13 protein-coding genes are annotated in these 13580 nt (G+C 64.8%); 10 read left to right on the top strand and 3 right to left on the bottom strand.

Annotated features, from left to right (window positions below; translation table 11 throughout):
• Position 1: 1 nt before the first annotated feature.
• The 5 genes from mshB (at position 2) to L8V00_RS04245 (ending at position 4100) form a co-directional block, all read left to right on the top strand.
• Positions 2–1006: an N-acetyl-1-D-myo-inositol-2-amino-2-deoxy-alpha-D-glucopyranoside deacetylase gene (mshB, locus tag L8V00_RS04265; protein WP_269944299.1), complete on the top strand. Its 1005-nt coding sequence runs from the start codon at positions 2–4 to the stop codon at positions 1004–1006.
• A gap of 74 nt (positions 1007–1080) precedes the next feature.
• Positions 1081–1530 (top strand): hypothetical protein, encoded by a 450-nt coding sequence (locus tag L8V00_RS04260; RefSeq protein WP_237746326.1) that lies wholly within the window; start codon positions 1081–1083, stop codon positions 1528–1530.
• Between the two features lie 69 nt (positions 1531–1599).
• Positions 1600–1917, top strand: a complete 318-nt coding sequence (fdxA, locus tag L8V00_RS04255) for a ferredoxin (RefSeq protein WP_011273859.1) — start codon at positions 1600–1602, stop codon at positions 1915–1917.
• Between the two features lie 92 nt (positions 1918–2009).
• Positions 2010–3146, top strand: coding sequence for a succinyldiaminopimelate transaminase (dapC, locus tag L8V00_RS04250; protein WP_269944298.1), 1137 nt, complete (start codon positions 2010–2012; stop codon positions 3144–3146).
• A gap of 78 nt (positions 3147–3224) precedes the next feature.
• A complete protein-coding gene (locus tag L8V00_RS04245; protein WP_269944403.1) occupies positions 3225–4100 on the top strand; it encodes a pseudouridine synthase in 876 nt (291 codons plus the stop codon).
• Between the two features lie 23 nt (positions 4101–4123).
• Here the strand turns inward: L8V00_RS04245 and dapD are convergent, their stop codons facing one another.
• Positions 4124–5146 (bottom strand): 2,3,4,5-tetrahydropyridine-2,6-dicarboxylate N-succinyltransferase, encoded by a 1023-nt coding sequence (dapD, locus tag L8V00_RS04240; protein ID WP_049050337.1) that lies wholly within the window; start codon positions 5144–5146, stop codon positions 4124–4126.
• A 29-nt stretch (positions 5147–5175) separates the two neighbouring features.
• Positions 5176–6645: an amino acid permease gene (locus L8V00_RS04235; protein WP_070488168.1), complete on the bottom strand. Its 1470-nt coding sequence runs from the start codon at positions 6643–6645 to the stop codon at positions 5176–5178.
• A gap of 137 nt (positions 6646–6782) precedes the next feature.
• On the opposite strand from L8V00_RS04235, the gene dapE reads away from it, so the two are divergent.
• The 5 genes from dapE (at position 6783) to L8V00_RS04210 (ending at position 11958) form a co-directional block, all read left to right on the top strand.
• Entirely contained in the window at positions 6783–7937 is a 1155-nt protein-coding gene (gene dapE / locus L8V00_RS04230; protein ID WP_070488166.1) for a succinyl-diaminopimelate desuccinylase, read from the top strand.
• 162 nt (positions 7938–8099) lie between these two features.
• A complete protein-coding gene (locus tag L8V00_RS04225) occupies positions 8100–8981 on the top strand; it encodes an LOG family protein (protein WP_070488164.1) in 882 nt (293 codons plus the stop codon).
• 49 nt (positions 8982–9030) lie between these two features.
• Positions 9031–9441, top strand: a complete 411-nt coding sequence (locus L8V00_RS04220; RefSeq protein ID WP_080722714.1) for a DivIVA domain-containing protein — start codon at positions 9031–9033, stop codon at positions 9439–9441.
• 3 nt (positions 9442–9444) lie between these two features.
• A complete protein-coding gene (locus L8V00_RS04215; RefSeq protein ID WP_269944297.1) occupies positions 9445–10923 on the top strand; it encodes a leucyl aminopeptidase family protein in 1479 nt (492 codons plus the stop codon).
• Between the two features lie 159 nt (positions 10924–11082).
• On the top strand, positions 11083–11958 hold the full coding sequence (locus L8V00_RS04210) for a methyltransferase domain-containing protein (protein ID WP_035005593.1): 876 nt from the start codon (positions 11083–11085) through the stop codon (positions 11956–11958).
• Between the two features lie 43 nt (positions 11959–12001).
• Here the strand turns inward: L8V00_RS04210 and L8V00_RS04205 are convergent, their stop codons facing one another.
• Complete coding sequence (locus L8V00_RS04205) at positions 12002–13567, bottom strand: GH32 C-terminal domain-containing protein (protein ID WP_269944296.1); 1566 nt, start codon at positions 13565–13567, stop codon at positions 12002–12004.
• Between the last annotated feature and the right edge of the window lie 13 nt (positions 13568–13580).

Raw genomic sequence — 13580 nt, 5'->3', positions numbered from 1 at the left:
CGTGACCAGCACCCCCGCCGAAACGCAGAGGATCACCGTAATGGCGGTGCATGCGCACCCGGATGACGAAACCCTGTGGACGGGGCTGGCGCTGGCTAAGGCGCGGCGGTTGGGCCACGACGTTTCTGTGGTCACCTGCACCCTCGGCGAGGAAGGCGAGGTTATCGGGGAGAAGTACCAAGCTCTTGTGGACGCCCAGCAGTACGAACACGGCACGGGAATGCTCGGTGGTTACCGTATTGCTGAGCTGCAGCGGGCGCTCAGTGCGCTGGGTGTGCAGCACGGGCCAAACCTTCTGGGCGGCTGCGGTGCCTGGCGGGATTCGGGCATGGAAGGCAGCGAGTCCATCCGCCACCCGCGGGCTTTTGCACGCGAAGATGAGGCCGCGCAAGATTTGCTGGAGCTGCAGGTCGAGCAGCTGATTGAGCAGATTCAGCGCGTCCGGCCGGAGGTGATTCTGACGTACGCCGCCGACGGCGGCTACGGGCACCCGGACCACAAGCAGGTGCACCGCATTGTGCACGAGGCCGTGCGGCAGCTGAGCGGCGCGGGTGCGGAAGGTGCTGGCGCAGACGTCTTCGTTCCCAGCCAGGTGCTGTGGTGCGTGACGGAGGAAGAGAAGTTCGCCGAGGGGATGCAGGGCCTTGAGGAGGACCCGGCGGCCGTGCCCGAAGGCTGGACTTTGCCTGCCGCAGGGGAGATCGCGACCGTGCCGTCTGCGGAGGTCGATCTGGTGATTCATGGCACCGCAGAGGACGTGGCGGCCAAGCAGGCCGCTATGCGCGCTCACGCCACCCAGATTTGGGTGGCTGATGGCATGGCCTCGGACGTCAATGACCAGGTGCGGGACTCTAACCCGCCGGCATCCACAGCAATCACTCTGTTCTGTCTGTCGAACCTCATTACCCAGCCGCTGCTGGACAGCGAAAGCTATCGTCTGGGCTGGACGGCCCCCGGCGTGCCCGAGGATTTCTTCGCCCGCGCGCTGGGGGAGCAGCCGGCCTGAGACGGCTGGGGACTTAAGCCCTAAACCGCGTTGCCTTGGAGGTCCGGCGGGGTAGGGCACTAGGATGGATCGACGTGAACGCGAAGAAGGACGAGCCCAACTGGGGACACCCCACCAAGAGCCAGGCACGCCAGGATACAACGCGCGCTGAGCGCATTTCCGGCATCGTTTGGCTCTCTATCGGCGCGCTGTTCGGGCTGTTCATCAGCGTTTTATACATTGGCTCGCGCATCACGGTGGGGGACACACTGGTGCCGCTGCCGTGGACCATCCTGTTTGCGTTCTTCTTCAACCGCGCGGTGACGAAAACCGCGCTTCTGTGGACCGATAACAAGCTGGTTGCGGGCATTCCCGCGCTCGTGTGGCTGGCCGGTTATCTGCTGGCGGTGATGTGGCCGGAGCTGCCTTTCGGCGAGGCGACGCTAATGCCGCAGACCGTGTGGTCTATGCTGCTGTTTGTGGTCGGTATGGCAGCGGCCGCGTGGCCGCTTCGCCCTCAGTTTTCACTGGAACCGCTGAAGTGACAGAATAGAAGCTCGAAGAGAGCTCTGTGGAGTATGACGAACTTTCCAGAAAGGGTAGGTATTTAGACGATGACCTACACGATTGCGCAGCCCTGTGTAGACGTATTGGACCGCGCTTGCGTAGAAGAGTGCCCCGTTGACTGCATCTACGAGGGCAAGCGCATGCTGTACATCCACCCGGACGAGTGCGTGGACTGTGGCGCCTGCGAGCCGGTCTGCCCGGTTGAAGCCATCTTCTACGAGGATGACGTGCCGGACGAGTGGGAAGAGTACAACGACGCGAACGCCGCCTTCTTCGATGATCTGGGTTCCCCGGGCGGCGCCGCCAAGCTGGGGCCGCAGGACTTCGACGCGGAGCTTATCGCCAACCTGCCGCCGCAGGCTTAGGTTTTATTCGCCTATCTGCTTTTTCTTTATTGACGCCCACACTTGCACCGGTTAGCGCCGGGCGCACTAAGCAGGCGGTATAAAGTACAAGCATGACCTTCAAGCGCACCAAAGTAGCCGACCGACTGCCCGACTTCCCGTGGGACTCGCTTGCCGAAGCTAAGGCCAAGGCGACCAGCCACCCAGATGGGATCGTGGATTTGTCGGTCGGCACTCCTGTAGATCCGGTCTCCCCGGCCATTCAGCTGGCGCTGACGGAATCCGCCGCGGAGCCGGGGTACCCGCAGACGAAGGGCACCCCGGAGCTGCGGGAAGCCATCGTGGGGGCGATGGAGCGGCGCTTCCAGGTGCGGGGCTTAGATGCCGATACCCAGGTACTGCCGGTGATCGGCACCAAGGAGGCCATCGCCTGGATGCCCACTCTGTTGGGAATCGGCGCGGGCCACACGGTAGTGATCCCGGAGTTGGCCTACCCGACCTACGAGGTCTCTGCCCGCCTGGCCGGGGCTGACGTGCTACGCAGCGATTCGCTGCTGAAGCTGGGGCCGCAGACTCCGGCGCTGATCTACCTGAACTCCCCGGCGAACCCGCACGGCCAGGTGCTGGGCGTGGATCACCTGCGCAAGTTCGTGGAGTTCGCCCGGGAACGTGGCACGATCATTGTCTCCGACGAGTGCTACCTGGGCCTGGGGTGGGGCGAGGAGCGCCCTGTGTCGATCTTGGATCCGAAGGTGTGTGGGGGAGACTTCACCAACCTAATTGCCGTGCACTCGCTGTCGAAGACCTCCAACCTCGCCTCTTATCGCGCAGGCTGGCTGGCCGGCGACGGCGAGCTGATCCAGGAGCTGCTGGGCATCCGCCGCCACGCGGGTCTAATGAACCCCGGACCCATTCAGTCCGCGATGGTGGCCGCCCTGGTGGAGGATGGTCACGAGATTCTGCAGAAGCAGCTGTACTGCCACCGCCGCGACCTGCTGAAGGCAGCCCTGCTGCAGGCTGGCTTCGACATCGAATACTCCGACGGTGGCCTGTACCTGTGGGCCACGCAGGGCCGCGATGGTCGCGAGACTGTCGCCGAGCTGGCCGGTAAGGGCATCCTCGTTGCCCCGGGTGATTTCTACGGCCTGAAGGGCAAGAACTTCGTTCGCGTGGGTCTCACCGCCACCGACGAGCGGATCGAGGCCGCTGTCCGTCGCCTGACCGGCGAAGATCCCGCAGCCGCCCAGTAGCGGGAGCTCTGAGCCCTCATCCCGGCCTTGCAACGCTGGCGCCCGCCGCCACGCCATGGCGTATCCGCTGTGAAAGCCATGCTGAGCGGCCGCGTTCCCGACGATGGCCGCACCTACCTGGCGGCCGCTGCGGGCGATTCGCCCTACGAACCCGGCACGCTGCTGGCCCCGGGGCTCGTTCTTTCGGGTCGGACGCCCACATGGGTCTATCCCGACTTCCCAGAAGAACCCGCAGAGCTGTTGGCGGCGGACATTCCTGTGCTGTACTCCGGCCCGGATGCCGTGGTAGTGGACAAACCCCATGGTTTGCCGTCCACTCCAAATGGCAAGCTGCTGCGCGCAACCGCACAGTCCCTGATGCGCGTACGGCTGCAGGAACCCGAGCTGGTGGCAGCCCACCGGCTGGATCGGGACACCCGCGGCCTGCTGGTGCTCGCGCGCAACCCGGCCACCCGTGGGTTCCTGCAGACCCAATTCCAGCGCCGGGAGGTCTCTAAGACCTACCAGGCGCTGGCCGCGGACATTCCGGAGATTGGGCCGCAGTGGCGGGAGGTGCAGCTGCCGATGCTGAAGATCAAGGACGACCCGCAGGTGAAGGTGGTGGACGGGGAGCAGGCACGGCTGACTGTCACGCGCATTCGGAAGCTCGCCAGCAGTGCCTGTGTAGAAGCCATATCTGCGGATGCTACCCATGCGGGCACTCCCACCGCCGTGTATGAGCTACAGCCCCGGACCGGGTACACGCACCAGCTGCGGGTACTGATGAATCACCTGGGCGCTCCCATCTACGGCGATGACACGTACCCGGAGTACCGTCCCGGGGCGGGCGCGTTGCGCTTGCGCGCCGTCGCTATTGAGTTGGCGCTGGAGGCGTCAATAAGAAACAGGCAGCGCATCGAAATCGAGCGCTGCCTGGAAGACCCGTGGTCTCAGTGGGGAGCTGAGCCTGGTTAGTGCACGGGCTAGGGGTACGGAACTTAGTTGGCGTGCAGGGCCTCGTTGAGCTCGACGGCGGAGGCGTTTGCGACGGCCTCGACCGCGCCGGAGATGGAGTTGCGGCGGAACAGAATGCCGCTGGCGCCGGAAAGCTCGGAGGCCTTGACGGATTCGCCTGCCTGCTTGCCCAACTGCTTGGCCACCTCGTCGGTCAGGGTGATCTTGGTGCCAAAGGTGATGTACAGACCGGCCTCGACTGTGACGTCGTCGCCCAGGGAAATGCCCACGCCGGAGTTCGCGCCCAGAAGGCAACGCTCGCCGATGGAGATGACCTCCTTGCCACCGCCGGACAGAGTGCCCATGACGGAAGCGCCGCCGCCGATATCGGAGCCGTCGCCCACGACCACGCCACCAGAGATGCGACCCTCGACCATGGAGGAGCCCAGCGTGCCCGCGTTGAAGTTGATGAAGCCCTCGTGCATAACAGTTGTGCCCTCGGCCAGGTGGGCGCCCAGGCGCACGCGGTCTGCATCGCCGATACGCACGCCAGTGGGAACCACGTAATCCACCATGCGCGGGAACTTATCCACGCTGTAAACCGTCACCGGGCCGCGCTCGGCCTGCAGGCGGGCGCGGACAGACTCGAAACCGGGGACGGCGCACGGGCCGTGGTTCGTCCACACAACGTTGCTAAGCAGACCGAACAGGCCATCCAAGTTGCAGCCATGGGGCTGGATCTTGCGGCCGGAGATCAGGTGCAGGCGCAGGTAGGCGTCGTGCGCATCGGCGGGCGGAGCATCCAGATCGGCGATGGTAGTGGTCACCGCTACGCGGCGGGTGCCACGGACCTCGTCTGTGCCGACGAGGTTGGCCAGGGGACGGAAGGAATCAGGGGCGGAGGTGCTGGCGTCAGTAAGATCGAGCACCTGCGTGCCCGCCTCAGCGGTACCAGCATCAGTGGCACCAGCAGCGGCCGAGCCGAGATCGAACTCGAAGAACCAGGTGTCCAGCACCTCGCCGGAATCGGTCAGAGTGGCAAATCCATTTCCATAAGCAGAAGTCATGGTTGCCGATCCTACATATGAGTTTGTACCTATGTGGTGGAGTCGCTGTCTGCGGCGGTGGTCGTGTTAGTGGCCGTAGTAGTGGACGCAGCGGTGCCAGCACTGTCTTCGGCCTCCTGCGGTCCCTGCGTCTTCTGCAGCGCCAGGCCGATCAGGCTCAGGACAACAAAGGCGACGGCGACGGTGATGACCTGCAAACGGGCGCCCTCGTCGAAGAGCATCAGAACCATCAGGGCGATGAGTGCTAGGAACGTCAGCCAGGGCAGCACAGGGTAGCCCCACATGCGTACGGAGAGGCTGCCGTCGCGTTCGAAGGTCGGGCGCAGCTTGATCTCCGACAAGACGATAACCATCCAGATCACCAGCAGCGTGCCGCCGACGGCGTTGAACAGGATCTTGATCAGGTCCTCTGGACCCCACACCTGCAGCGCAACGGAGACGAAAGCGAAGAACAGGGAGCACCACACGGCGCGGTAAGGCACCTTCTGGGCGTTGGTCTTGCGGAACCAGCGCGGCGCGTTGCGTTCCTGGGAGAAGCTGTACATCAGGCGGCTGGTGGCATAGATCTGCGCGTTGAAGGCCGACAGCAGAGCCAGGACGATCACGACCTCCATGATCTCCACGATGCCCGGGATCTGGGCGAAGGCCAGGATGCGGGTGAACGGAGACTCCTCAGCGGACTCGGCCTCACCCAAGGTGTCGAAAGGCAGCAGGGCGGTGATCAGGAAGACACTGCCCAGGTAGAAAATGGAGATACGCCAGATGACGGCGCGCACGGCGGCGGCGATGGAGTTCGCCGGATCCTTCGACTCCGCGGCGGCGATGGTCACGATCTCGATGCCACCGAAGGCGAAGGCCACAGCCAGCAGGCCTACCGCCATGCCGGAGATGCCGTTGGGGGCGAAGTCAGAGAAGTTGCTCAGGCCAGGGGAGTCGTAGCTGGGGAACAGCCCCAGCAGCAGACCCGTGCCGATAACCAGGAAGATGATGATAACCGCGACCTTGATGAAGGCGAACCAGTACTCGAACTCGCCGAAGCCGCGCACACCCGCCAGGTTCACGATGGTGAACAACACCACGCACACCAGGCCGGGGATCCACCCGTCTACGCCGAACCACGCGCCCATAATCGCGCCCGCGCCGGTAATCTCGGCGCCCATCACCATGATCAGCATGAACCAGTACAGCCAGCCCAGGGCGAAGCCATTCCAGCGGCCGAAGGCCATCTGGCCGTAGGTGGCGAAGGTGCCCGAGGCCGGGCGGGCGGCGGCGAGCTCGCCCAGCATCTGCATCACGGCGATAACCACGATGCCGGCGACGATATAGGAAAGCAGCACCGCCGGGCCTGCGGCCTGGATGCCCACGCCGGTGCCGAGGAACAGCCCGGCGCCCACAGCCGAGCCCAAGCCCATCATGGTCAGGTGGCGGGTCTCTAGGCTGTGACCCAGCTGGTTAGAGGTGCCTTCCGCGGCACCTGAATCGGAGTTTCGAGTCTTCATACCAGAATTAGAACACAACCGTTCTTGTTAAAGGCCAGCATGGGTACTTTTAGCCCCTGTGGCGGGTAGTTTTTCACCCTGCAGAACACCCGCCTGCCCCCGACGGCGGGCTGCCAGCTGGTCTAGGATCGCAAGCAATGAATACTGCAGAACCTTCAGAATCTTCCAAAACTTCAGCGCCTTCCATCGACTTGGTCGCCGGGGCGGTCCCTCTTACCCGCCAGCTCGTTGACATCTACAGCGAGTCGCACCACGAGCAGGAGATCGCCGACGCTGTCGAGCCCGCCCTGCGTGCCATCGAAAACGTAGAGGTCACGCGCCGGGGAAATACCCTGGTCGCGCGCACCCATCGCGGCCTTGGGGATCGGGTGATTCTGGCGGGCCACCTAGATACCGTGCCGCCGGCGGATAACCTGCCCTCGCGCCTGGGGCCGGATCCGGAGACGGGGGAGCAGACCATCTTCGGCCTCGGCTCCGTGGACATGAAGTCGGGCGCCGCCTGCTACGCGCATGCCTTCGCCACTCTGGCGAACTCCCCGGAGCTGGCCTGCGAACTGACGCTGGTGCTCTACGAGGGGGAAGAGGTGGCCACCAAGTACAACGGCCTGAACCACCTGGTGCAGTCCGACCCCGACCTGTTAGCGGGCGATCTGGCGCTGCTGGGCGAGCCGTCCGGGGCGATGATCGAGGCTGGCTGCCAGGGAACCATCCGCGTGAAGGTCACCGCCCTGGGAGCTCGCGCGCACTCCGCTCGCAGCTGGCTCGGCCACAACGCGCTCCACGATCTGGCCCGTGTGCTGGTGCGCGTGGCGGATTATGAGCCGCAGGACGTGGAGATCGACGGTCTGACCTACAAGGAGGGCCTCAACGCGGTCGTTGCCGAATCCGGCGTGGCCACCAACACCATTCCCGATGAGGCCTGGGCTTTCATCAACTTCCGCTACGCGCCGAACCGCAGCGTGGACGAGGCTCTGGCGCACCTGTACGAGGTGCTGCAGGTGGGCACGCCCGATAGCCCCGCCGAGGGTTTCTCTGTCTTTCTTGATGACGCCGCAGCCGCAGCCGCCCCAGGCTTGAACCAACCCTTCGCGGCGAAATTGGTGGAAGCCACCGGTGGGCGGGTGCGGCCGAAATATGGCTGGACCGACGTGGCCCGTTTCACCGAGCTGGGCATCCCCGCCGTGAACTTCGGCCCCGGCGACCCGGGGCTGTGTCACACGAAGGACGAGCGCTGCCCGGTGGCGCAGATCGAAGAGGTCAGCCGACAGCTGATCCAGTTCCTCTCCCGCTAGATCCTCTCCACCTGTTTCCCCGCGAGTGCCATAGGGGAAAGGCGTGTGCTGGGTGGAGGGGTGGTGGCGTCATCCATAACGAGCGCCACGAGCCTGCAACCAGTAGCGTGAGAAGCACAAAGAAGTATAAAGATCGACCAGACATTTAAGGCACACGAACGCATGACTACCAGCGAAAACAACCGAGAATTCCGACTCCGCGGACCGATGCTGCTGCGCGGCAAGAGGCACAGCCAGAAGCAGAAGTCCACCACGGACCAGCGACTGCTGGGGGAGCAGGCCAGCATTGACTGGCTGCACACCGATCCGTGGCGCGTGATGCGCATCCAGTCCGAATTCGTTGACGGTTTCGGTGCGCTGGCGAAGATCCCGAAGGCGATAACTGTGTTCGGCTCCGCGCGCGTCAAGCCGGGCCACGCATACTACGAAAAGGGCCGGGAGCTAGGACGGCTGATCAACGAGGCCGGCTACGCGACGATCACCGGCGGCGGGCCGGGCCTGATGGAAGCCCCGAACCGCGGCGCGCAGGAATCCGGCGGCATGTCCATCGGCCTGGGTATCGAGCTCCCCATGGAACAGGGTATGAACCAGTGGGTGGACCTGGGGCTAAACTTCCGCTACTTCTTCGTGCGCAAGACCATGTTCCTGAAGTACTCGCAGGCATTCATCTGCCTGCCCGGCGGCTACGGCACCCTGGACGAGCTGTTCGAGGCACTGGTGATGGTGCAGACGGAGAAGATCCGCAAATTCCCGATAGTTCTGATCGGCAAGGAGTTCTGGGGCGGGCTAGTCGACTGGATCCACGATCGACTGGTCGAGGAGGGCATGATCTCCCCAGAGGACGTGGACCTGTTCCACGTCACCGATGATCCGGCCGAGGCCGTGCAGATCTGCGTGGACGCACACGATAACCACGTGCGGAAGTTGAAGATCCGCCAGGAGGAACTGGCTCTGGAGCAAGAGCGGATCGACGCAGAGCTGGAGCGTTTCGGTGACGAGGCGGAGCTGGCCGAGGGGTCGAAGGGGAAGCCGGGAACCAAGTAAGCCCCTACAAGCCGCCGAAACGAGCCTCTGAGGCGGTAGATTAATAGGTATGTTTTGGTTGTTGTCTCTCGTCGGAGCGTTCCTCGTCGGCGCGCTCCTGGTTTATCTACTCGGTACTGTGTTCGGCCGCGGTGAGGCGCTGCCGCCCGTGACCGCGGGGAACGCAAAGCTACAGCACTGGGAGAACCTGGAGAACGGCCCGCTGACCGCCGAGGGGATCCGGGATGCCGGATTCTCGCTGGAGATTCGCGGCTACAACCAGGCTGAAGTGGACTTCTACATCGACCGGCTCGCCGGACGCATCAAGGAGCTGGAGCAGCAGGTCGGCGGCGCGGCCCACGCCCCGGAGAACCATGCCCCGGAGAACCACGCTGCAGAAGATAGCGCTGCAGACACAAGCATTGCCGAAGAATACATCGCCGAAGAATACATCGCAGAACCCCGTGAACAGGAGCGTTAAGCAATGGCACCGATCCCAAGCATTCCCCAGAAAGTGACCCGTGTGACGATCGGCCCGCGCGCGGAGGGCTCCGAGATCATCGAAACCCAGGTGAAGGTCGCACCTGGCGCGAACGCGCCGGGCGAGGTCGAGCTGGATGCCTCAGGCCAGTTTGTGGCCTGGGTGCCCACCGAGCCGAGCCGCCCGCTGGACCTCAGCGATGGCCGGGAGTTCCTGGAAGACGGCTGGCGGGGCGCCGGTGCCCGGCTGGTGCGCCGCATCGGCAAGGTCGTCGACGGCCACCCCGTGCGCGCGAAGAAGCACATTGTGCAGGTGCACCTGCCGGAGGAGTTCACCCCCGCCAACGTCCGCTCCCTGGTCATCGGCCTGATCGTCGGCAACCACAGCTTCGTCACCACCAATAAGCGCAAGCCCGCCCGCGTGCGCGATGTCCACATCGTGCTGCCGGAAGGCTACGAGTTCAACGGCTTCGACACCGCCGACTACGTCGCTGCGGTGAAGGAGGGCAAGGCCTTGGGCAAGGCGACCTGCCTGTCCCGCGATCTGGCGAATGCACCTGCCAACGTGAAGTCCCCGGAGTGGCTGGCCACCCAGGCAAAGAAGGCCGTGGAGGACCTGGACGGTGTGAAGGTGCGCCTGCGCGACGCGGGCTGGCTCAAGGACAAGGGCTTCGGTGGCATTTTGGCCGTCGGCGGGGGATCCTCCCGCCCGCCGATGCTGATCGAGCTGGTGTGGGATCCGCAGAAGGTGGATCAGCGCCGCCGCCGTCGCACCGCTGTGCTGGTGGGCAAGGGCGTGACCTTCGATACGGGCGGTATCAGTGTGAAGCCGGCCGCGGGCATGGACACGATGCGTACCGACATGACCGGCGGGGCCAGCGTCATCGCCGCCTTCCGTGCCCTGGCCGAGCAGCAGGTTCCCCGCAAGGTCGTGGCGCTGATCCCGACGGCGGAGAACATGATCGATGGAAAGTCCTACCGCCCCGGCGACGTGGTGGAGCACTATGGCGGCCTGACCTCCGAGGTGACGAACACCGATGCCGAAGGCCGCATGATCCTGGCCGATGCGGTGAGCTACGGAGCCAAGAAGTACAAGCCCGCCGCCGTGGTGACCGTAGCGACGCTGACAGGGGCGGCCAAGGTGGCGCTGGGACTGCGAACGGGCGCTGTGTTCTCCGATAACTGGGGTGCGGGCGTCAAGCTCGCCCGTCGCGGCGCCATCGTGGGAGAGCGCTGGTGGCCGATGCCGATGCAGGAGTACCTGGAGGAAAACGTGACCTCCAAGATCGCCGACGTGCGCCAGACCCCGAAGGGGCCGGGCGCGACCACCGCCGCGATGATCCTGCGCCGCTTCACTCGTGGCGTGCCGCTGATCCATCTGGACATCGCCGGCCCGGGCCGCGCGGAATCCACCTACGACGAAGTCACTCCGGTGGGCACAGGCTTCGGCGCGCGCACGCTGGTGCAGTGGTTGATGCATTAGCCGGTTAAGGCGCTAGTTCCAGTGGCGCCCCAGACTGTCCGCGGGTATGCACCAGCCCGATATACATTTCGGGCGGTGGACAGTTTACGATGGGGTGGTCGTTTGTTCGCTCCCGCCTAGTGGGAGCCTCGTTAAAAATTTTCAGGAAGGAATCTGTTCGTGCTTGCAGATGTCATTGACCTCCTTGCCGACCCCGTAGATGGTTCGCGCTTGAGCGCCGGTGATGACGAGTGGCGCACTCTGGTTTCCGAATCCGGCCACAGCTATGACGTCGCGCGACAGGGGTATGTGACTCTCGCGGGTGGTTCCGGCCTGCGTTATTCGGGCGACGATGCGTCGATGATTGACGCTCGCGAGACCTTCCTGTCCGGCGGACACTTCGCCCCCTTCGTGGAGGCCGTGACCGCCAACGTTGAGAATGTGCTGGACGACGGGAACGTCGCCGCTGAGCACGCCCCGTCCATCGTGGAGATCGGCGCTGGTACGGGCTACTACCTGGCGCACACCCTCGACACGATCGAGCGCTCTCGCGGCGTAGGCATCGACGTTTCTACTGCGGCGGCCAAGCGCCTGGCCACGTCGCACTCTCGGGTCGGGGCTGTCGTGGCCGACGCCTGGTCGCGCCTCCCGATTCTTTCGGAAAGTGTTGACGCCATCATGGTTGTCTTCGCACCGCGTAATGCGGCAGAGTTTGCCCGCATCCTTACGCCGGAGGGACAGGTGGTTGTCCTGACCGCGGACGTCGGCCACCTGGGTGAGCTGCGTGAACCGCTGGGCATTCTGGATGTGGAGGAAGGCAAGGTGGAGCGGATGATCAACCAGGCTTCCGGCCACCTGGTGCCGGTGGGGGAGCCGGAGCACATCGAGTTCCCGATGCAGCTGGATCAGGCTTCCATTGCCGCGCAGATCGGCATGAGCCCCTCTGCACGCCACATCCACCCGGATGTCCTGCAGGAGCGCATCGCCGCGCTGCCGGAGACCATGGAGGTCACGGCCCGCGCAGCCATCACGCGCCTGGCGAAGGCTAACCGCTAGTGCCGCGGTAGCACTGAGCTAGCCTCGCGCTGCCGAGTGGCCGCTAGTCCTCGTCGAGGATTCCCTCGGCCACGTCGCGATCCGCGATGAGAGCCTCGGCCATGTAGCGCTCCTGCTCCTCTGGGGAGGTCAGGCCCGCCTGCATCCGCATCAGGTGCCGGCCGGCGGTCTGCATAGAGGAGATGATCTTTGCCCCGCCCGTAGCGCGCACGTCGATGTCGGAGATCTGTGAGTGTGCCGGAATTGCGCTGGTGAGCGTCACCGCGCCACCGTCGGCGAAGATCTCGCACACCGGGCCGTCGAGGAAGATCGTCAGCGTATCGGAATCTGCATCCTTCAGCGGGGCGGTGCGAGTGTCCACGCCCAGGCGGGTGACGGATACAGCGTCGTTGGTGTAGCTGATGGTTGCGATGACCTGCCCGGAATCGTCCGTCACGTCGACGTCGACACTGCCCTCGGTCGCATCCAGCTGGGCGGTCCAGAGGAATGCATAGTCAGAGAACGTGCGCACGGCGGTCGGGGCGCCGACGATGTCCTGGAAAAGCTCGCCGTCCACCAGCGTGAGGTAACGCGGTGCCGACAGGCAGTTCGCCCACTGCCCATCCAGCGAAGGGTGGGCGCCCACCAGGCCGAACATCACTGGGGTGGAGTGGTCGATCACGCGGGGGCGCGTGAAGTCGTGGCCAAAGTCGATGACAGTGTAGGGGCTGGTCAGGCTGAACGACGTGCCGCTGAGGTTGCCGACGATGTAGCCCGCGACCTCATCGGATTCCCCAGCGTCGCCGGGGAAGGTCACGAACAGGACGTCGCGGCGGACGGAAGAGCCGGCGTCCACCATAGAAACAATGCGCGGCGCGAACGGGCGGCCGGGGCGTAGGGCGGCCTCGGCGGGCAGCTCGATGGGCCCCAGAACGCGCCAGTGCTGGCGGTCGGCGGAGCGCAGGACGACAATCTGCGCGTCCTTGTCGCCGGTGAGGGAGAGGGCGACCATGAGCCATTCCTCGTCGGGGTTGGCGGGATCGTCGTGGCGAATCACGCTGGGGGTCACCAGGTTTTCCACTGGGAAGGCGGAATCGTCGATGTCGATGGGTCCCAGGCGGCGGACGTGGGGATCTGGCAGGCTCGGATCGTCCGAAACCTCCGTGGCCTCCATCAAGTTCGGGATTTCCGCGCGCTCGATAGTGAAGGTGCGCGGGCCGCGCTGACCGTGGGGGATGTCCGCTGCCAGAGCCTGGTCTGCGGATGCCTCGTCCGTGGCGCGGGTGGTGACGAAGAACAGCTCGGCTCCGAGGCCTAGTGGGACTGCCGCGCCGGCGAGGACGTCCACCTCGGCGCCGTTGGAGACATTGTTGCCGGCATCTTGAGCAGCATCGCCCTGCTCGGGGAACCCCTGGTTCGGAACTACGACGTCGTCGCAGATGTCCCAGTCGTACGTCGCCTCCGAGGCCACCTGGTGCGCCCAACGCGATCCCTCAGCGGCGCGGGGACGGAACTGGTGGAAAACATGCAGGGCGTGGCCCGTGAAGACGGCGCCTGCGGGGGCTTCCAGCACCCCCGTTTCTGCGGTGACGTGCAGTTCCGGGCGGTGCTTATGGGAGGAAGAGTGCATGCTCCCATTCATA

This window comes from Corynebacterium evansiae, from assembly GCF_027570065.1.
GTDB classification, from domain to species: domain Bacteria; phylum Actinomycetota; class Actinomycetes; order Mycobacteriales; family Mycobacteriaceae; genus Corynebacterium; species Corynebacterium evansiae.
This window is presented reverse-complemented; position numbering and strand designations above follow the sequence as displayed.